Source organism: Desulfurivibrio alkaliphilus AHT 2 (assembly GCF_000092205.1).
Taxonomy (GTDB): Bacteria; Desulfobacterota; Desulfobulbia; order Desulfobulbales; family Desulfurivibrionaceae; genus Desulfurivibrio; species Desulfurivibrio alkaliphilus.
This window is the reverse complement of record NC_014216.1, coordinates 2,155,724-2,174,589: the sequence shown is the minus strand read 5'-3', so window position 1 is coordinate 2,174,589 and position 18,866 is coordinate 2,155,724. Positions and strand designations below refer to the sequence as shown.

14 protein-coding genes are annotated in these 18,866 nt (G+C 60.8%); 8 read left to right on the top strand and 6 right to left on the bottom strand.

Annotated features, from left to right (window positions below):
- Positions 1–21: 21 nt before the first annotated feature.
- Both DAAHT2_RS09510 and DAAHT2_RS09505 read left to right on the top strand, forming a co-directional pair.
- Positions 22–1,278: a M16 family metallopeptidase gene (locus DAAHT2_RS09510; RefSeq protein WP_218915000.1), complete on the top strand. Its 1,257-nt coding sequence runs from the start codon at positions 22–24 to the stop codon at positions 1,276–1,278.
- A 5-nt stretch (positions 1,279–1,283) separates the two neighbouring features.
- A complete protein-coding gene (locus DAAHT2_RS09505) occupies positions 1,284–2,072 on the top strand; it encodes an MBL fold metallo-hydrolase (RefSeq protein WP_013164076.1) in 789 nt (262 codons plus the stop codon).
- Between the two features lie 117 nt (positions 2,073–2,189).
- Here DAAHT2_RS09505 and DAAHT2_RS09500 read toward each other — a convergent pair whose 3' ends face one another.
- Both DAAHT2_RS09500 and DAAHT2_RS09495 read right to left on the bottom strand, forming a co-directional pair.
- Positions 2,190–3,635 (bottom strand): sigma-54-dependent transcriptional regulator, encoded by a 1,446-nt coding sequence (locus DAAHT2_RS09500; protein WP_013164075.1) that lies wholly within the window; start codon positions 3,633–3,635, stop codon positions 2,190–2,192.
- A gap of 5 nt (positions 3,636–3,640) precedes the next feature.
- Positions 3,641–5,110, bottom strand: coding sequence for a sensor histidine kinase (locus tag DAAHT2_RS09495; protein WP_013164074.1), 1,470 nt, complete (start codon positions 5,108–5,110; stop codon positions 3,641–3,643).
- Positions 5,111–5,412: 302 nt separating this feature from the next.
- Here DAAHT2_RS09495 and DAAHT2_RS09490 point away from each other — a divergent pair, with 302 nt between their 5' ends.
- Positions 5,413–5,838, top strand: a complete 426-nt coding sequence (locus tag DAAHT2_RS09490; protein ID WP_013164073.1) for a DUF4168 domain-containing protein — start codon at positions 5,413–5,415, stop codon at positions 5,836–5,838.
- A gap of 127 nt (positions 5,839–5,965) precedes the next feature.
- Here the strand turns inward: DAAHT2_RS09490 and DAAHT2_RS09485 are convergent, their stop codons facing one another.
- Both DAAHT2_RS09485 and DAAHT2_RS09480 read right to left on the bottom strand, forming a co-directional pair.
- Complete coding sequence (locus DAAHT2_RS09485) at positions 5,966–8,101, bottom strand: putative bifunctional diguanylate cyclase/phosphodiesterase (protein WP_013164072.1); 2,136 nt, start codon at positions 8,099–8,101, stop codon at positions 5,966–5,968.
- Between the two features lie 5 nt (positions 8,102–8,106).
- Positions 8,107–9,168, bottom strand: a complete 1,062-nt coding sequence (locus DAAHT2_RS09480; RefSeq protein WP_013164071.1) for a cytochrome-c peroxidase — start codon at positions 9,166–9,168, stop codon at positions 8,107–8,109.
- A 312-nt stretch (positions 9,169–9,480) separates the two neighbouring features.
- On the opposite strand from DAAHT2_RS09480, the gene DAAHT2_RS09475 reads away from it, so the two are divergent.
- The 3 genes from DAAHT2_RS09475 to DAAHT2_RS09465 all read left to right on the top strand — a co-directional run bounded on the left by DAAHT2_RS09475 (position 9,481) and on the right by DAAHT2_RS09465 (position 15,787).
- On the top strand, positions 9,481–10,806 hold the full coding sequence (locus DAAHT2_RS09475; protein ID WP_218914999.1) for a surface lipoprotein assembly modifier: 1,326 nt from the start codon (positions 9,481–9,483) through the stop codon (positions 10,804–10,806).
- 105 nt (positions 10,807–10,911) lie between these two features.
- Positions 10,912–13,506, top strand: coding sequence for a FecR family protein (locus DAAHT2_RS09470; protein WP_013164069.1), 2,595 nt, complete (start codon positions 10,912–10,914; stop codon positions 13,504–13,506).
- A gap of 49 nt (positions 13,507–13,555) precedes the next feature.
- Positions 13,556–15,787: a CHASE2 domain-containing protein gene (locus DAAHT2_RS09465; protein WP_013164068.1), complete on the top strand. Its 2,232-nt coding sequence runs from the start codon at positions 13,556–13,558 to the stop codon at positions 15,785–15,787.
- Between the two features lie 118 nt (positions 15,788–15,905).
- Here DAAHT2_RS09465 and DAAHT2_RS09460 read toward each other — a convergent pair whose 3' ends face one another.
- Positions 15,906–17,108, bottom strand: a complete 1,203-nt coding sequence (locus tag DAAHT2_RS09460; RefSeq protein WP_013164067.1) for an ATP-binding protein — start codon at positions 17,106–17,108, stop codon at positions 15,906–15,908.
- Positions 17,109–17,505: 397 nt separating this feature from the next.
- Between DAAHT2_RS09460 and DAAHT2_RS09455 the strand changes: the two genes are divergently transcribed.
- The gene (locus DAAHT2_RS09455) at positions 17,506–17,754 is read left to right on the top strand and encodes a UPF0175 family protein (RefSeq protein ID WP_013164066.1); all 249 of its coding nucleotides are present in this window, start codon (positions 17,506–17,508) and stop codon (positions 17,752–17,754) included.
- Complete coding sequence (locus DAAHT2_RS09450) at positions 17,732–18,238, top strand: PIN domain-containing protein (protein WP_013164065.1); 507 nt, start codon at positions 17,732–17,734, stop codon at positions 18,236–18,238. The genes DAAHT2_RS09455 and DAAHT2_RS09450 overlap by 23 nt, the downstream gene beginning before the upstream one ends.
- A gap of 49 nt (positions 18,239–18,287) precedes the next feature.
- Here the strand turns inward: DAAHT2_RS09450 and DAAHT2_RS09445 are convergent, their stop codons facing one another.
- Positions 18,288–18,545 carry a DUF4143 domain-containing protein gene (locus DAAHT2_RS09445; protein ID WP_041718934.1) on the bottom strand — a complete coding sequence of 86 codons (258 nt, stop codon included), beginning with the start codon at positions 18,543–18,545 and terminating at the stop codon, positions 18,288–18,290.
- Between the last annotated feature and the right edge of the window lie 321 nt (positions 18,546–18,866).

The window sequence follows — 18,866 nt, the reverse complement described above, 5'->3', positions numbered from 1 at the left end:
CAAACTGCACTGGCCAACGGAGTGCGGATCGTCACCGAGTCCACCCCTTCCCGGGTGGTCTCGGTGGGGATCTGGGTGCAGGTGGGGGCGCGGGATGAGCATGACCTGACCAACGGCTGCTCCCATTTTGTCGAGCACATGCTCTTCAAGGGCACCCGGCGGCGCTCCGCCCAGCAGATCGCCCGCGAGTTCGACGTCATGGGCGGCACCGCCAACGCCTTCACCGCCGCCGAAGCCACCTGTTATCACGCCACCGTGCTGGCCGAAAGGCTGCCGCAACTGGTGGACCTGCTGAGCGATATGGTCCTCAACTCCGCTTTCGTGCCGGAAGAGGTGGAGCATGAACGGGAGGTGATCCTGCAGGAAATCGCCATGGTGGAGGACACCCCCGACGACCTGGTACACGATCTCTTCAACCGCCAGTTCTGGGGCCGCCACCCCATGGGCAACCCGGTGCTGGGCCCGCCCCGGGTGATCGGCGCTTTACTCCCCGGCCATGTCCGCGACTTTCATCGCCGCCACTACCAGCCTGCCCGCATCATCATCGCCGCCGCCGGCCAGGTGGAGCACCGGCAATTCTGTGATCTCTGCCGCCAAGGCTGGGAGCAGGGCCCTGCGGTGGGTAAGTCCGGCCATCTCCAGGCCTCCTCTGATTTTTCCCGCCGGCCGCCGGAGTCGTCCAAATTCAGCCGCCAAATCATTCCCCGGGACCTGGAGCAGACCCACCTGGTGCTGGGTGTGCGGGCCCCGGCGGAAAACGCGCCGGAACGCTACGCCCTGCACTTGCTCAACACGGTGCTGGGTGGCAACATGAGCTCGCGGCTGTTTCAGGAGATCCGGGAAAAGCGGGGGTTGGCCTATGCCGTTTTTTCCTACGTCAATGCCCACAGCGACTGCGGCACCCTGGCCGTCTACCTGGGGATCGATCCCCGGGCGGCCAACGAGGCCCTGGCGGTGGTGGGCCAGGAGGTGCGCCGCCTGGGGCGGCAGCCGCTGAGCGACGAGGAACTGGCCGAGGCCCGCGATTACGCCCGAGCGGTGATTCTGCTGGCCGAAGAAAACATGGAAAGCCGAATGCATCGCTTGGCCCGCAACCTGATCACCCACGGCCGCCCCTTGCCCCTGGAAGAGATCCTCACCTCCCTGGCGCAGGTCACCGCCGAAGATATCCGGCAACTGGCGGCCACGCTCTTCACCGCCCCCCTAAGCGCCACGGCCCTGGGGCCTTTGGCCGAAGATGATGACACCGCGCTGGATTGGCGCGCCCTGGATGGATAAAAAAGATGCGCTTCTGTGTTTTAGGCGGGGGGAGCAAGGGCAATGCCACCTATGTGGAAGCCGGGGAGACCAGGCTGCTCATCGATGCCGGTTTCTCCGGCCGGGAGCTTGAAACCCGGTTGGATGCCCTCGGCATCGACCCGGCCGGGCTCAGCGCGGTTCTGCTCAGCCATGAACATGGCGACCACATCCGGGGGGCGGGGGTGCTCTCCCGCCGTTATCATCTGCCCCTCTATGCCAACCGCCCCACTTTGCAGGCGGCGGCCCGGAACCTGGGCTCTCCCGCCGCCGTGCACGAGTTCACCACCGGCGCCACCTTTACCTGCGGCGCCATCAAGGTGCATCCCTTTGCCGTCTCCCACGATGCCGCCGAACCGGTGGGTTTCCTGCTTCAGGCCGGCGGGCTGCGGCTGGGTCACTGCACCGACCTGGGCATGGTCTCCCGCCTGGCCCGCCACCGGCTAACCGGCTGCCATGCCCTGGTGCTGGAGTGCAACCACGACCCGGAGATGCTGGCCACCGGCCCTTACACCCCGGCCCTGAAGCAAAGGGTACGCTCCCGCCACGGCCACCTGGCCAACCACGAAGCCGCCGAGCTGCTGGCTGAACTGCTGCACCCGGGTTTAAGCCAGGTGGTCTTGAGTCACCTCAGCGAAACCAACAACACCCCGGAACTGGCCGCCCAAGCCGTCCAGGCCGCCATAACCGCCACCGCCCAGCCGCCGCCCCAACTGACCATCGCCTGCCAGCAAAAAGGCAGCAACATCTGCCAGTTAACCCCCAACGCCAAATAAACCCAAAGGGGATAAAAACCCGTCAGTGCCGCAGGTTGCGGCAAGCGGCCCGGTGCCGCGTACTCCAGTACGCAAGCCGGGCCGATCGCCGCAAGATGCGGTGCTGACGGGTTTTTATCAGGGTTGTGTATCTAAGCGGCGGTAGAGGGTGCGCCGCCCTATCCCCAGGATCTGGGCGGCGCGGCGCTTGTTGCCGTTGACCTGCTGCATGACCAGTTGGACGTAGCGGTTGCTTATTTCCTCCAGCGAGGGCAGCTCGCCCGGGTCGTCGGCCTGCTCAGGCAACAGCTGCCTGGGCAGGCCGGAAGCGGTGCCGTGGTCATGACCTGCTGCCCCGGCCCCGTCGCCCTCGTCGCCATTGTCGGGGCGCCGGCCGTTGGCGGCGCCCCGGCGGATTCGTTCCGGCAGGTGGGCCAGGCCGATTTCCCGCCCGGGGCAGAAGGCCACCGCCCGCTCCAGGGTGTTTTTCAACTCCCGCACGTTGCCCGGGAAGGGGTAGCGGCGCAGGCGGGCCAGGGCGTCGGGGGAAATGCTGCGCGCCGGGCGCTCCATTTTGGTGGCAAAGAGCTCGATAAAACGGGCGCAGAGCAGGTCCAGGTCATCTTCCCGCTGCCTTAGCGGCGGCACCGGCAGGCGGAAGGTTTCCAGGCGGTAATAAAGATCCTCCCGGAAGCGGCCCTCCCGTACTTCTTTTTCCAGGTCCCGGTTGCTGGCGGCAATGATCCGCACCTCCACCTGCTGTTCCCGGTCGGACCCCACCGGCCGCAGCATGCCGTCCTGGAGGATGCGCAGCAGCTTGGCCTGCAGGTTAAGGGGCAGCTCGCCGATCTCATCCAGCAGCAGGGTGCCGCCCCGGGCCTCCATGAACAACCCCTGGCGAGCATGCCGGGCGCCGCTGAAGGCCCCGGCGGCATGACCGAAAAACTCGCTCTCCGCCAATTCGGCGGGAATACCGGCACAGTTGACGGCGATCAGTTTCTCTTCGGCCCGGGGGCTTTCGGCGTGCACCGCCCGGGCCACCAACTCCTTGCCCACCCCGCTTTCACCGGTGATCAGCACCGGGCCGTCGGCGGCCGCCACCTGCCCGATGGCGGCAAAGAGCCGACGCATGGCCCCACTGCGGCCGATAATGCCGTGAAAGTCATCCTGGTCGCGTTCCAGCAGCTTGCGGAAGCGTTCCACCTCCAGGCGCAGCCGCCGGGTTTCCAGGGTCTTTGTAAGGCACAGCAGGAGATGGTCCAGATCCAGGGGCTTGGTGAGAAAATCATCGGCCCCTTTTTTTAGCGCCTCCACGGCCTGGGGCACGGTGCCGAAGGCGGTGATGATGATCAGCGCCGGCCGGGGAGGGGGCAGAGCCGCCAGCCGCTCCAGCAGGGTCAGGCCGTCGGGGCCGGGCAGGCGCAGGTCGCTGAGGATCAGGTCCGGCTGCCACTGCTGGACCAATTTCCAGCCCTCGGGCACCGCCCCCGCCTCCCGCACCCGGAAACCGGCGTCGGTCAACTCTTCCCCCAGCAGGGTGCGCAACCCCCGGTCATCTTCAATAATTAATATTTTTTCCGTCAAAGCAGTTACTCTTTTGCCAAATAGATCGTGAAGCAGGCACCGCCGCTGTCGCTGCGGTCGACGGTAATGCTGCCGCCGTGGTCCTGGACGGCGCTGTGCACCACCGCCAGGCCCAGGCCGGTGCCCCGGCCGACCTCCTTGGTGGTGAAGAAGGGTTCAAAGAGGCGGGAGTAAAGCTCCTTGGCAATTCCTGGCCCGTTATCTTCGACCTGAAAACCGGCCTGCTGGTCGTCGGTGAACCAGCGCAATCGAACCAAAGGAGAGGCGGCGCCGCCGGCCTGGCAGGCCTGGATGGCATTGCGCAGCAGGTTGACCAGAGCCTGTTCCAGGCGGATGGGGTCCAGTCGCAGGCGCGGCGGCGGCTGGCTGTCTTCCAGTTTAATTTTCACCCCTGCCGCCTCGGCCTCATCCCGCACCTGGGCGGCGGCGTTGCCGGCAATTATCTCGGGGTCCACCAGTTTGCGGCGGGGCTGGTTGTTGCGGCCAAAGTCCAGCAACTGGCGCACGATATGGCTCATCCGCTCCACTGCCTGGCGAATTTCCTGAAAGGCGGCGGCGTTCTCCGGGCTCTGCTGGCGGCGCAGCATCCGCTGGGCCTTGCCGGCCACCAGGCTGAGCGGGGTGCCGAGCTCGTGGGCCACCCCGGCGGCCAAGCCGCCGATGGCCGCCATCTTTTCCGATTGCCGCAAGCGCTCTTCCAGTTGCCGTTGTTCGCTTTGCTGGCGGGCCAGTTGGGCCTCGTTTTCCGCCAGGCTGTCCAGCATCCGGTTCATGCCCACCGCCAGCTGGCGGATTTCGGTGGGGCCGCGGGGCACGGCCCGGTGCCGGCGCTCGCCGGCGGCAATCCGGGCCATGCTTTCCACCAGGCCGGTCAGAGGGGTGCCGATGATCCGGTGGTGGGCAAAGATCACCAGGGCCAGCAGGCTCAGGCTGAGCAGGCTAAGCAGCAGCATGGCCTGGTGGCGGGCCTGGGTGATGTAGGCCTTGAACTGGCTGCCGTCACGGGTGAGTTGCAATAGCCCCAAGTTGCGGCCCACCGAATCGCTCAGGGGGACGAAATAGGAATAGACCTCCTCGCCGTCGGCCTCGTCGTAGGCGCCAAGGCGGTCGCCATCGGCGGCCAGTTGCACCAGTTCCCGACGCTGCACTTCGGGCTCCGCCGGCCCGCTGGCCGCCACCTGGCGACCTTCCCGATCGTACACGTAAACCCCGTAAACTTCGCTGAAGCGAAAGGCCGAAGAGAGGGTCCGGTCCAGGCTGCGCTGGCGGTCAAACTCCAGGGCGTGTTCCAGCGGCCCCCGGATGGCCCGGGCGATCAGCTCGATATCTTTCTGCATCTGCAACTCCACCCGGTTCTCCAGCCCCCGCAGGCCGGAGAAAGAAGCCAGGCCCAGCAGGGCCAGCAAAGGAAAGACCAAAAAAAGCACCAGGGTAAGCCGCAGACTGAAACCTTGCCGCAACCATGATTGTGTCATTGTTTACCTCCATAATGAACCATGCGCCATTATGACACATTGCCGCCGCCGGGGCAAATCGACCCGGCGAACAACTTTGTGCATGGTCAGAAAAGCGTGAAATCGGCACGAAGAGCAAAAGCAGGGAAAATTTGCTGATCTTGGCATTGTGCTTGCAGCTTAGTCTTTGCAAGCAACGCGCCGCCCCAACCGGTTCCCCGTTTCTATTTGCCGGAGCCCGGAATCGTGAGGGGTGGGCGGTTAAGCGCTAATCTTAGCAAATGGCCATTAAAGGCCGAAAATGAACCAAGGAGGTTTTTTAGATGAGTGAACAAGTTACCACCACTGCGAACCAAGGGATCAAAAAAGGTCTGCTGGCCGGTGCCCTTGCCCTTTTGCTGTTGGCTCTTCCCGGCCTGGTAATGGCCTATCCCGGTGGCGGCGGCCAGCCGGGCATGGGGGCGGAGGCCGCTCCCCAGGATTTTGATCAGGCCACCCTGCAGAGCTTTGCCGTAGCCTCGGTGCAGCTCCAGGAGATTCAACAGGAGTATGCCGGCCGGCTGGAAGGGGTACAGGACCAGGATAAGGCCATTGAACTGCAGCAGCAGGCCAACGAAAAAATGGTGGCCACCGTTGAAGAGGAAGGGCTGGATGTGCAGACCTACAATGCCATCGCCAACGCCATGAACACCTCACCGGAACTGCACGCCCGGATCATGGCCAAGATCGAAGCAGAGCAAAACCGCTAATTTCCAGCCGTATAATTCCCAGTCGTAAACGAGCAGCCGTGCCGCAGGTTCGGGCAAGCAGTCAGGCGCCGCGTACTCCAGTACGCAAGCCTGGCTGATCGCCCGAAGATGCGGTGCGGCTGCTTGTTTACGAGCAGTGTGGGGCGGGTTTGCCCAGGAAGTATCCCTGGGAATAGTCAATGCCCAGTTCCTTGACCACCTGCAGCACCTCCTCGGAGTGCACGAACTCGGCCACGGTATTGATTCCCAGCTGGCGACAGAAGTCGACAATGGTGCGCACCAGCACCTGGGCCTGCTGGTCCTGGTGAATATTGCGGATCAGGGTGGCGTCGATCTTGATGCTGTCCACCTTGAACTGCAAAATGTGGGCGAAGTTGGAATAGCCCGAGCCGAAGTCGTCGATGGCAATCTGACAGCCCGCCGCCTTTACCCGCTCGATAAAGCTTTGCACCAAAGCGATGTTTTCCACCCCCTCGCTTTCCAGAATTTCAAAGGTCAGCCGCCGGGCAATCTCCGGGTGGGCTTTAATCTTGGCCATGATGAAATCCTGCACCTCCTGCTCAACGATGTCGGCGATGGAAAGGTTCAGGGAAAAGCCGTAACGGCAGTCGGCCAAATCGGCGAAAGTCTTATCCACCATCCGCCTGGTAAACTCCGGGTACAGCGACGATTCCTTCACCACATCCAAGAACATCACCGGCGAGAGCACCTGGCCGTCGGGGTTGCGTAGCCGTACCAGCGATTCAAACTTAACGATCTTGCCGGTGCGGTTATCGACAATGGGCTGGTAATAGACCAGCACATCGTCGTTGCTCAGGGCCCGGCGGGCGTTTTCCAGTACCTGCAGGTTGTCGGCAATCCGCTCTTGCAGGTTAAGCTCTTCCTGGTAAATCAAAAAACTGCCCCGGCGCAGCTTTTTAACCTCGTTTAAGGCCAGGTCGGCGGTTTCCAGCAGGGGCCGCAGCCGCGAGATACCGATGGAGACATTAATCCGGATGGGCTGGTCGCGGTAATTGAACTCGGATTGATCCACCGCCGCCAGCACCTGCTGGGCCAGGCTTTGGGGCTGCACGGTCGTGTCGGCCTCATCGAGCAGCAGCCCGAAATCATCGCCGCCCAAGCGGTAGCAGCGGCCCCAGGGTTGGGCCGGAAGTTGTCGGCGGAGAATGGCGGCCAACTCGGTAAGCACATAATCCCCGGCCCGAACCCCGTAAAGGTCGTTGACGTGCTTGAAATCGTCGATATTGATCAGCAGTAGCAAGGGGTGGCGGCAACGGCCCTGGTCGCTGTCGAAGGCGAAGCGGTTGGCCAGGCCGGTCAACTGGTCCCGAGTGGCGGCCCGGTGCAGGGCCTGGCTCATCCGGTTTAAGGCCTGGTTTTCCCGCTCGGTCTTGACCAGCAGCAGAATAATCAGACCCACCGAGGCCAGAAAGGCGGCAAAGAAGATGTAGGAAAGCAAATTCAGGCGGTTCAGCCAGCGCTGGTTTTCCGCCTGCAGGGCCTTTAGCAGTTGGTCCAGAATGGCGGCGCCGGAGGAGTCCATGGTGCGGTTAAGCAGGTAATTATAGGTCGGCAGGGTGTCTTGAAACACCTGGCCGTGGGCCAGCATGGCCTGGTGCAGCTGCACCAGGGGTTGGTTTTCCGGCGGCACGGTCATGGCGGCCAGCTTGCCCAGCGGGGTTTGCATGGCGGCCAGCAGATCCGGGTCCATGGTGTTATGGGCCAGGTACAGCGCCGAGGTCAGATCGGTGAGCAGGCGGTGGTGGTGATGGCTGATCTCGGGATGCTCCAGCATGATCCGCCGGCTCAGTCCCGGAACATACATGGCCGAGTTTTTCAGCATGGAGTTGGTGGTCAGAAAGCGGTAAACCAGCTCCTCTTTGGCGGCCAGGCTACGGTGGTACTCAGCCAGCAATTTTGGCACCGCAGAGGCGCCGCCGGTGCTTACCCGGGCGTACAGCGCTTCAATATGCTGCAGGGTATTGCCGATGCCGCCCAGCATGGCGTGAATGTTATCGTAGTTGTGGAAGAGAAAAAAGCCGCTGTGCAGAATCTCCCCGTCCAGCTCCTGCTGCCGGCGGTCCAGTTCGTTGAGCTGGCTCATCAGGGTCAGTCTGGTGGTGGTCTGTTCCTTGGCCTGCTGGCTGTAATAGGCAAAGAGCACCCCCACCAGCAGGGCGAAGGCAATGGTCAAGTAAATCTTGGCCCTCAGCCCCGGGCCGGCGTCGGCCGGGGCCGTCGTATGTTCCCGATCAAGGTGCATTGCGTTCACTTAAGAATGGTCGGCCTTTGGCCGGTCAGGGTTTCCAGAAAAGCCACCAGAAGGTAGATCTGTCGGCTGCTAAGCTCCACCCCCAGGTTGTGGTGAGCCATGTTCTGCAGGGCCTCCGGCAGATCGGCGGCGGAGCCGTCGTGGAAGTAGGGGGCGGTAAGGGTGATATTGCGCAGGGTGGGCACCTTGAAGACCTGGCGGTCCTCTTCCCGGCCGGAGACCTGGTTAAGATCCATGATCTTGCGTTCATCATCGGTTTCACGGGGAAAGATCACCCCCATCTTCTGAAATGAATTGCCGCCGACATTGACCCCGTTGTGGCAGGTAACACAACCCAGCTCCTTGAATTCCAGGTACCCCTGCTGCTGTTGGGGCATAAGCACCGCCTCGCCGCGCAGGTACAGATCGAAAAGGCTGTCCGGGGTGATCAGGGCCCGCTGGAACTCGGCCAGGGCATCCAGCACTTGCTCGAAACGCACCTGCCGGCCGCCGTATATTTTGCTGAAGGCCTCACGGTAGCCGGGGTCTTCATTGAGCCGCCGTTCCACCTCCTGCTCGCTCATCCCCATTTCCAGCGGGTCCGTTAGCGGCCCGGCCGCCTGTTCCCGCAGGTCGGCGGCCCGGCCGTTCCAGAACTGGCGAAAATTGAACACCGCGTTAAAGACGGTGGGAGAGGCCATGGTGCCTTGCCGGCTGTGAATGCCGATGGACGCCGGCCGGGGGTCGTGGCCGCCGCCGTTGAGATCGTGGCAGGAGGCGCAGGAAATCGAGTGGTCCAGCGACAGCATGGTCTCGTTGAACAGCCGCCGACCCAGTTCGGCCTTTTCCCGGTCGTAAGCGATCTGCCGGGGTATGGGCTGGATAGGCTCGCGGGTGATCAGTTGGCTTTCGGCAACATCCCCCACCGGCCCGGAGTCGGCCTGGGCGGCAACGGCAAAGGGCGACGTAGAGGGGCCATAGCCAGCCAGCCAGGCCAACCCGAAAAACAGCAGCAGCCCGGCCGCGCTGGCCGTGATCAGCCGACAGCCGGAAAAAAAATTAAGAGGTGTAATAGGCATGAAATAACCACAACGGCCAAGATGAGTTTGCGTTAGGCAAAAAATAACCTTTATAGTATATATAGCCTTTATCAGTTTTGCTTGCCATTTTTTTATCATCGGGGCTTAGCCATCCTGGGTCCACCCTGGGATTCCATCTCTGTTAGTGCGATAACTCGTCGTTTTTTGGCCTTGGCCGGGGTTTGGCCGGCGAAATTGAGGCTTGACAAGCGGCTTTCCGGTTAACTATATGGAACAAATGTGTGAGCGCTGATAATGTTTAGACGATTCCCCAGGCGCAAGACCCAAAGGCAAGCTCAGGTGGGCGGTTTTATGATGAAAAGGCAACAAGTTGGTCCCTGTTCGGCAGCCGCGATTTTGCTGGCCCTGGTGCTCTTCTTCGGTTCTTTGCCGGCGGCGGCAGACCCGGTGCTCTCCGGGCGCCAGATGCTGGCCGAGCAGCGCTATGACGAGGCCTACGAGTTACTGCTGACGGCCTTCCGGGCCGACCCCGGCCATCCCGAAATCAATTTTCTTTTGGGCCGCGCCGCCTTTGAGTCGGGCCGCACCGAAGAGGCGGTGATGGCCTACGAACGGGTGCTGCTGCATAATCCGGAGGCCAACCGGGCCAAGCTGGAGTTGGCCCGCTCCTACCTGCGCCTGGGCTCCCGGGAGCTGGCCCGCCAGTATTTTCACGAGGTGCTGGCCACCAACCCGCCGGAGCCGGTCTGGCAAAACATCCAGCGTTTTCTGGCGGCCATGGATGCGGCGGAAAAAAAGCATTTCATCAACGGCCTGGTCACCCTGGGGGTGGGGTATGACGACAACGTCAACACCTTCCCGGCCAACGATACGGTGCGCTTCAACGGTTGGCAGGTGGACTTGAAAGGGGAGGAAAAGAGCAACTGGCTGCTCAACACCAACCTGGTCCTCAACCATATCTACCGCGCCCGCTATAACAGCCCCTGGAACTGGAAAACCACCTTCACCAACTACAACGCCTTCCACGAAAGCGTCAACGACATGGACCTCAACCTCTTTGCCTTGAGCACCGGCCCCACCTGGCGCCGCGACCGTTTGCTGCTGCAGGCGGCGGTGGGTTACACCCATGTCGACCTGGGTTTTGATCGCTACCTGGGCATGCTCGGCTTATCTGCCGGCGGCACCTGGCTGCTCTCGCCCAACTGGGCGCTCAACGGTGGCCTGGAGTGGCGGGACCGGGACTTTCATAAAAACGACGACCGGGACTCCACCAACCTGCTGGTTACCCTGGGGCCGGTATTCAGCCACGGCGACAACCGGGTCGGCCTGACCTTGGGCTATGAAACCAACGACGCCGACACCGACCATTATTCCTACGACCGCTGGCGGCTGGGCCTGCGTTACGATCGCCAGTTGCCCAACGATTTTGCCGCCTTTGCCGCGGTGCGCTACCAGGAAACCGACTACGATGACGACGAGCCGTTGTTCAATAAGGCCCGCGAAGATGAAACGATCTTTTATCAACTCGGGCTCTCCAGAGTGTTCTGGCGGGCGGCAGACAGCCGGCGCAGCCTCACCGGCCAGATCAGCTACAGCTATACCGACGCCGACTCCAATATCGAGTTGTACGAATACACCAAAAGCGTGGCCAATTTGGCCCTGACCTATACCTTTTAGCAACACCGGGAGCCTGGCCCCGGCTGATCGTCAAACTGCATTTTTCCAGGCCGGTAACGGCTTCTACGGCGTCCGGTTTTAATGAAGTTGCAAAGGAGTAAACCCATGTCTCAGCGCCCTCTATTGCAGCCCGTGGTTTTTCTTGCCGCCCTGGTTTGCCTGCTGGCCGTTACCTTCTGGTCGGCGCCGCCGGCGACCGCTGCCGAAGAAGTGGCCACGGTGGTGGCCCTGCGCGGTACGGCGGTGGCGGTGGATGCCGCCGGCGCCGAGCGTGCCCTGGCCATCAAGGCGCCCATCCACCGGCAAGATACCATCCGCACCGGGCCCCGGGGGCGGCTGCAGCTGATGTTCACCGACAACACCATCATCAGCCTGGGGGTTAACGCCGAGCTGGAGATTGCCGAATATCAGTGGGACCAGCAGGAAGGGGAGCTGAACACCCGGGTCAACCAGGGGGCCTTTCGGGTAATGGGCGGCTCTGTGGCCCGCACCTCGCCGGAAAAATTCACCACCGACACCCCCGCTGCCACCATCGGTATCCGTGGCTCCATGTACGCCGGCCGGGTAAGCGACGGCGCCCTGGCGGTGGTCTTCCAGGGCGGCACCGGGATTATCGTCAGCAACCCGGCGGGCACGGTGGAGATTACCACCCCCGGCATGGGTACCCGGGTAGCCTCCCGCACCGCCGCCCCGACCCCGCCCACCGTCTTCACCCAGGAAGACCTGGGGGCCCTGGAAGACGAAGAGGTGGATGAAGAGGCCGCCGAAGAGGAGACGGTGGAGGATGAGACCCCCGCCGAAGAACCGGCCGAGGAGGAGTGGGAAGATGCCGCCCTGGATGAGCCCGAAGAGGCCGCCGCCCCGGTGGCCGCCGCCCCGGCTCCCATCACCGACACCGCCGTGGACCAGGCTACCGAAACCACCACCGACGCCGCCCAGGATGAATGGGAGCAAACGGTGGTGGAGGCTGACCCCGAACCAACCGATCCGGATCCCACCGACCCGGAACCAATTGACCCGGAACCCACCGACCCGTCGGAGGCCGTTTATTCCGGCCGGGGTATTGAAATCATATACAGCAGCATGCAAGAAGAGGTTGCGGTTGAACATCTGGTGCTGACCGACAAACCCTCCGAATTGACGGAAATCGAGGCCGGCCTGTTGGAGTATAACGAACAGAGCGACTTTAGCGACGGCGAGTACAGTGCGGTATGGTCTTACACCGATGCAACGCAAGTTGAGGAATGGGAAGAAGGGGACGATTTCGACTTCCAGTTCACCTTTGTAATGGTCGATGACCGTGGCGAGTTCTGGCTTTATGAACAATGGTCCGACACCGAAACCGACGAGAGCTGGACTTACAGCGAGAAAATGTTTTTCTACGGCTCGGAAACCCCGGTCGACCTGATGCCCACCAGCGGTGGCGCGATTTATCACGGTTTCTTTACCGGTGCCAGCGACGATGTGGATTACGGCTGGGAGGAGTTTTTCGGTGATTTCTCGCTGGCGGTGAACTGGGAAACCGGCAAGGTGGTGGGCTATTTCATAGATGACGAACACTACGGCCGGCCGATCCCCGTTTACCTGACGGGAGAAGTGGACGGTTCCTCGTTGAGTTCGGTTTCCATTTTTGGCCTGGACTACGATGACTACGGTGATGGCGCACTTTACGACGCCTGGATAACCACCGGCAGCGGTACCTTCGCCCAGTTCTACGGCACGTATTACCAGGGGCTGGGGCTTGTCGCCGAAGGGCAGTCCGGTTCGCTGTATTACGACGATGCACAGGAAGACTGGTCGGTGGTGGGCGGTGGTTTCCGCGACCCCGTCTTTACCTTGCCGGAACAGGCTGCTTCCTCCACCTGGCGGGGGTTTGTCACCGCCATGGAAATCAACCTGGTGGAGGAACCGGGCACGCCGCCGGAACTGTTCCGCAGTACCAGCGCCGAATATTTTGAATTGCAGATCGATCGCCAGGCCGGGATGTTCAGTGGCCAGATCATTGAGGCCGAGTCGGCCACCACCACAGGCCTAAGCATCGGCGGCTTGGAAGTGGCCGGCTTTTACGTGAGCGACAACTTCCTGGCCGGCGAGCTTAGCAGCGCCAGCGATAGCGACCTGCAGGGGGCGCTGGGCGGCAGCGGCGAATACTATTTCTACGATTTTGAAGATGAAGCGGACTATTTCCAGATCGGCGAGCTGGCCGAGCACGTCTCCTGGGGCTACTGGGGAGCGGCCTTTACCGGCCAGGACGAGATGCCGTACCTGATCAGCCCCGCCGGCTCTTTCTGGGTGGCCGGTGAGCTTACCCCGGCAGATACGGTGCTGGGAATGATCGATGCCGAAGTAACCGGCACCTATGAGGGAGGGGCTGAGGGAATACTGATCTTCGAAGGCACCATGGCTGACCTCTACAATGGGCAAACCACCCTGAACATCAATTTCGGCGACGCTAACATCAACGGCAGCATCACCTTCTCGGAGATTGCCGAACTGACCATAGATGGAAGCTCCTCGCTTGGCCCCGATGGCTTTGCCGCCGATGTCACTTCGGTAGAGTTTTTTGGTGGTGAACCAACTCTCGCGTCCGGCGGCATCAGCGGCGCTTTCTTCGGCCCCAACGCCGAATCCGTTGGCGGCAACTTCCACGCCGAAGGCGGCGGGGCCCAGTTTCTGGGCATCTTTGGAGGCGACCGTTGATTAGCCGGCAAACTCATCAAGGTCCGACCCTGGACACGGCGGGCGGCTAATGGCCCGGCTTCGCTCCCTGCTGTCGCCCAGCCCTTTTAAAATCGGCTGCCTGGTAATCCTGGCAGCCGTCGCTTTTTTCTATTCCTTCGGCATCCAAAAACCCCGGCTGCTGGAGGCCCTGGACCAGCGGGTGGTGGACACCATGTTCCACTGGCGGGGGGCCATACCCGCCGGCGAGCGGGTGGTCATCGTCGATCTCGACGAGCACAGCCTGCACCAAGTAGGGCAGTGGCCCTGGCCCCGCCACCTGGTGGCGCAAATGCTGGCCAACATCGGGGCCGGCGGCGCGGCGGCCATCGGGCTGGATATGGTCTTTGCCGAGCCGGACCGCACCTCGCCCGCCACCATGCTGTTGGGGTCAAGTCTTGACATGACAGTCTGCCTCGAGACTGTCATGTCAAGACTTGACCCCATCGACCATGACCAGGTTCTGGGCGAAACCCTGGCGGAACTGCCGTCGGTGCTGGGCTACGTTTTCGAGCGCCGGGACGACGGCCTGAAAGACCCCTTCCAAACCCCCTTTCCCGCCGCCCGGATCCAACTGGTGCCCCCGGAGTTGAGCTTTGCCGACCTGCAACTGATCGGCGCCTACCGCCCCATCCTCAATGTGCCCGAGGTTTCTCTGGCCCTGAGCGAAGGCTTTTTCAACGTCTTCCCCGATATCGACGGCACCGTCCGCCGGGTGCCGCTGCTGATGATCATGGACGGTATCCCATACCCATCCCTGGCCCTGGAACTGGCCCGCCTCGGCCTGGGTGAGGAAACCCTGACCATCCACGCCGAAGAACTCGTCTACGGCGAGCGGCGCCACGCCCTGCTGGGAGTGTCGGTGGGGCCACGCTACATCCCCACCGATGAACAGGGCCAGCTTACCGCCAACTTCCGGGGCCCGCCCTTTACCTTTACCTACGTGTCGGCGGTGGATGCCCTGCGGGGCCAGGACCTGGAGATTTTCCAGGACAAGATCGTCATCATCGGCACCTCCGCCGCCGGCCTTTCTGACCTGCGCGCCACCCCCTTTTCCGAGGTCTTTCCCGGTGCCGAAGTACACGCCACGGTGGTGGACAACATCCTGGCCGGCGACCCCCTGGTGCACGACATCTACACCGAAATCGGCCTTACCCACGCCACCGTCATCGGCGGCGGCCTGCTGCTCACCTTCCTGCTGGTCTACAGCGGCCCGCTGGCCGGCGGCCTGGCTGCCCTGGGGCTGATCATCGCGGCGGTAATGGGCAATTATTTTTACTTTTTCCTGCAAAACCAGGTGGTGGGGCTGGTCTACCCGCTGAGCACCCTGGTGCTGCTCTTCATGGTGGTCACCCTGAGCAACTACTTCTTTGAAGGCCGCCAGAAACGTTACCTAAGCAAGGCTTTCAGCCAGTATGTGCCCCCGGAACTGGTGAAAGAAGTGGCCGCCCGGCCCCATGACCTGGCGCTGGGCGGGGAAAGCCGCGAGATGACGGTACTCTTTTCCGATGTGCGGGGCTTTACCGCCATTTCTGAAAACCTGGAAGCCGCCGAACTGTCGCAGTTGATGAACGAAATGCTCACCCCCTTAACCCAGGTAATCCACCAGCACCGGGGCACCATCGACAAGTACATGGGCGATGCCATCATGGCCTTCTGGGGGGCGCCGCTGCCCGACGAAGACCACGCCCGCCACGGCCTGCAGGCCGCCCTGGCCATGGCGGCGGCCATGCCGGGCATAAGGGAAAAATTCAAGGCCCGGGGCTGGCCGGCCATTTACATTGGGGTGGGGCTTAACAGCGGCCCCATGAACGTGGGCAACATGGGCTCGGAATTTCGTATGGCCTATACGGTAATGGGCGATGCGGTAAACCTGGGCGCCCGCCTGGAGGGGCTGACCAAGCTTTACGGGGCGGAGATTATCATCAGCCGCGCCACCCGCGACCTGGTGCCCGATTACGCCTGCCGCGAGCTGGACCTGGTACGGGTAAGCGGCAAGGCCCGGCCGGTGGCAATCTTCGAACCCCTGGGCCCGGCCGCCAACCTGGACCAGGCAACCACCAACGAGCTAAACCGCTACCACCAGGCCTTAAACCTCTACCGCAGTTGCCGGTTCGCCGAAGCCGCCCAGCTCTTCGCCGAACTCCACCAAACCAACCCCACCCGCCAACTCTACCGCCTCTACCTGGACCGCAGCCACCAATGCCAAAAACACCCCCCACCCCCAACCTGGGACCAAACCTTCAACTGCACCACCAAATAATACTAGGGGTCAAAACTAGGAACTAGGGGTCAAGTCTTGACATAACAGTATTGGCTGTCATGTCAAGACTTGACCCCTAAGTGAATGACCCCTAAGTGTAATGGACCCCTAATGGGGTTTAGTACAAAAAGCCGAGCAGCCACAAGGGAATTTTGCTCCCGACCCCGTACTCTTCATGGTCCCGCAGGACAAAGCTGTCGGCAACACCGGAGATCTGGCCGAAATCCTTTCCTTTGCCGCCCACCTCAAACAGATACCGCTGGTCAACCAGAAAGTCGCCGCGGGCCGGATAGTGCAGGCGATGGCCGGCATTAGCCAGCATGGCGGCGGCAAAGGTTTCCCGAATCGTGCCCTCCTGGGGGTAATCGCAGAGGATGCCGAACAGGTTAGGGTTGTCGAAGTATAGTTTGTCGGGTTTAGCCTGTGACTTATGGGACGGCACCGGCCGGACCAGGCTGCCTTTTGCCAGATAGTCCAGATAGGCGTATAAGGTGCGAACATTGATCCCGGCCGCGCCGGCCAGTTTGGTCACCTTCAACTCCAAAGGCGGTGAACGGCAGATCAACTCCAGAATCCGGTTGAGTTTGTGGAGATGATCTTTGTCGATCTTGTAAATCACCGCCAGGTCGGAATCGATGGTTTGCCGCACCACCTCGATCAATTTCACCGGGTAATCCGCCACTCCTTCCCGATAGAAAGGATAGGCGCCGCCGGCCAGGTAGTCGCGATACAACCGGAGAATTCTCCGATCTGCCAAACGTTTCACGATCTCGCCGGAAATCGCGGCATGGTCTTGAACCAGGGTGGCAAGGTCAACGGCGGCGAATTCAAGGCCGGTTTCCAATTCCACGTATTCGCGTAAGGAGAGACAGGGCAGGGTGTGGATAACTGCCCGGCGGGAGAGATCAACTTTGGCCTGGTCCAGATGCAGGGCCGAAGAACCGGTAAAGATCGCCCGTAGGGGCAGCGTATCGTAAATGGCCTTGAGGTCGGCCGCAAACCCGCTCTGTTTGTGGATTTCATCGACCACCAGTAATTTTCCGCCGATTTTGGCGAACGCTTCGGCGATATCGTAGAGTCGCATGGCGTTTACCCGGGGGTGATCGGCGGTAACATAGAGCGCCTCAAGCGCCTCCGCCGTGGCCAACCCGGAATCTTGCAGCAGTTGCATAACCAGAGTGGTCTTGCCCGCCCCCCTGGGTCCCTTAATGCCGATCAGTCTGCCTTGCTGATTCAGTCTGGCATGGAGAAAACGCCGGTATTTTTCCTGCCGACGTTCCAGGGTGGTGCGGGACAATGTTATCAAGTGGTCGATATCCATATTAAAAACCATCGTTTCAATAACTGTAGAGATTGACAAGGCCACAAACACCAAAGCTTTTCTGTATTGCTATACAATAAATATATAGAAAAAAGTGCAGAGCGATGCAAGAACTAAAACGCCAAAGGGTCACGCCAAAGGCAAATGGGTCGCAAAGGGGTCATCGCAAAGGGGTCATCGCAAAGGGGTCTCCGCAAAGGGGTCAAGTCTTGACATGACAGTGCTCTGCAGCAACAACTGTCATGTCAAGACTTGACCCCTAGAAAGACCCCTAGAAATCCCTAGAAATATCAAGGCGGGAGCACTTGGCTTTTTGTTGTGGCTGACTATTTCAGTTTGGGGTAACCTATAACAAGATAATGGTCATAATTTCACCTATCCCTCTATGGACAATGCCATGCAAATCACCATAGAAATCCCCCGACAACTGCCCGACATTATGCACTGCTCTCCGGGCGACTTTGAAAAACAAGCCAAAATGGCCATGGTAGCGAAGCTTTATGAAATGGGCAAAGTTTCCTCCGGCATGGCCGCGCAAATGGTTGGCCTGGAACGTGTTGAATTTCTGCTTCAGCTTGGCCAGTACGGCGTAGCCATGATTGATCTGGATAAAGAAGAACTGCATGTCGATCTTGAAAATGCCTGACCCGAGCCGAGCCGTGGTGATCAACACCACCCCGCTTATTGCTTTAGGCGTGGCCACGGGCGGTCTTGATGTTCTACGTGTGCTCTACAGTCGCGTCGTTGTGACCTATGAAGTCCAGCAAGAAATCCTTGCCGGGGGTCGTTATGCCCCGGGTGTCGCTGCTTTTTTGACCAGCGAATGGCTGGAACGCGTTACAGAGCCACAAACGATTCCCGTCTATCTACAGAACACGCTTGATCGTGGTGAAGCCTCTGTTATCCAGGCAGCACTGGCTCAAGGTATAGCCCGTGTCTGTATCGACGAAAAAGTAGGTCGTCGGATTGCCCGTTTAAATGGGCTGAACCTCACCGGATCAATCGGCATCCTCGCCAAGGCCAAGCAAGCTGGTTATACGCTTGATATAGAGCAAGTTTTGTTACGCTTGCACAATCATGGCATCTGGCTCGGCAATGACGTTAAGCAATTTCTTTACGAAAACCAATAGACTAAAGCCGAAGCCCACCGTTTCGTCCGCCGGCATGATCTCAATTCCATCATCGGTTCGGCGAGGAGATCACCCGCCGCTTGGGGCGTCTCCGATAGGCCGGCAACCACTTACCCAGCAAGGTGTCGGTGAGAATGGTGAAATACTCCTTGATGGTCTGGCTGGATACGCCGCAGTCAAGGGCAATGGTCGAGTAGTTGACCAGTTCGGTGTCGGAAAGGGCCGCCAGGTTCAGAAAGCCGGAAAAACCCGGCAGATTACGGACCAGCCCTTCGGCGGCGATTTCTTCCTTGAGGTAGTCGCTCAAGCATAATTTACTCCCGCCCCCGTGAAAACATCCTCGAATTCCGTTGATGGCTCAAACAAGCTTAACCAGTGTATGGGTTTATCATGATAATTTCAAGTTGCAAAGCAATCAAGCAGGGGGCGAATACAACACCCAGAGACGCTGCTGTGGGCAACAGCAAGCTGTCATGTCAAGACTTGACCCCTAAGCTTCAGTCCGGACGAATACTTTGCACCAACGTGGACTTCCCGCACTGACGGGGGCCGATAACGGCAACAACCGGAAACATGGCCAGCAGCCGGTCGATTTTTTCACTCACAGCCCGGTTTTTTACCATAATAT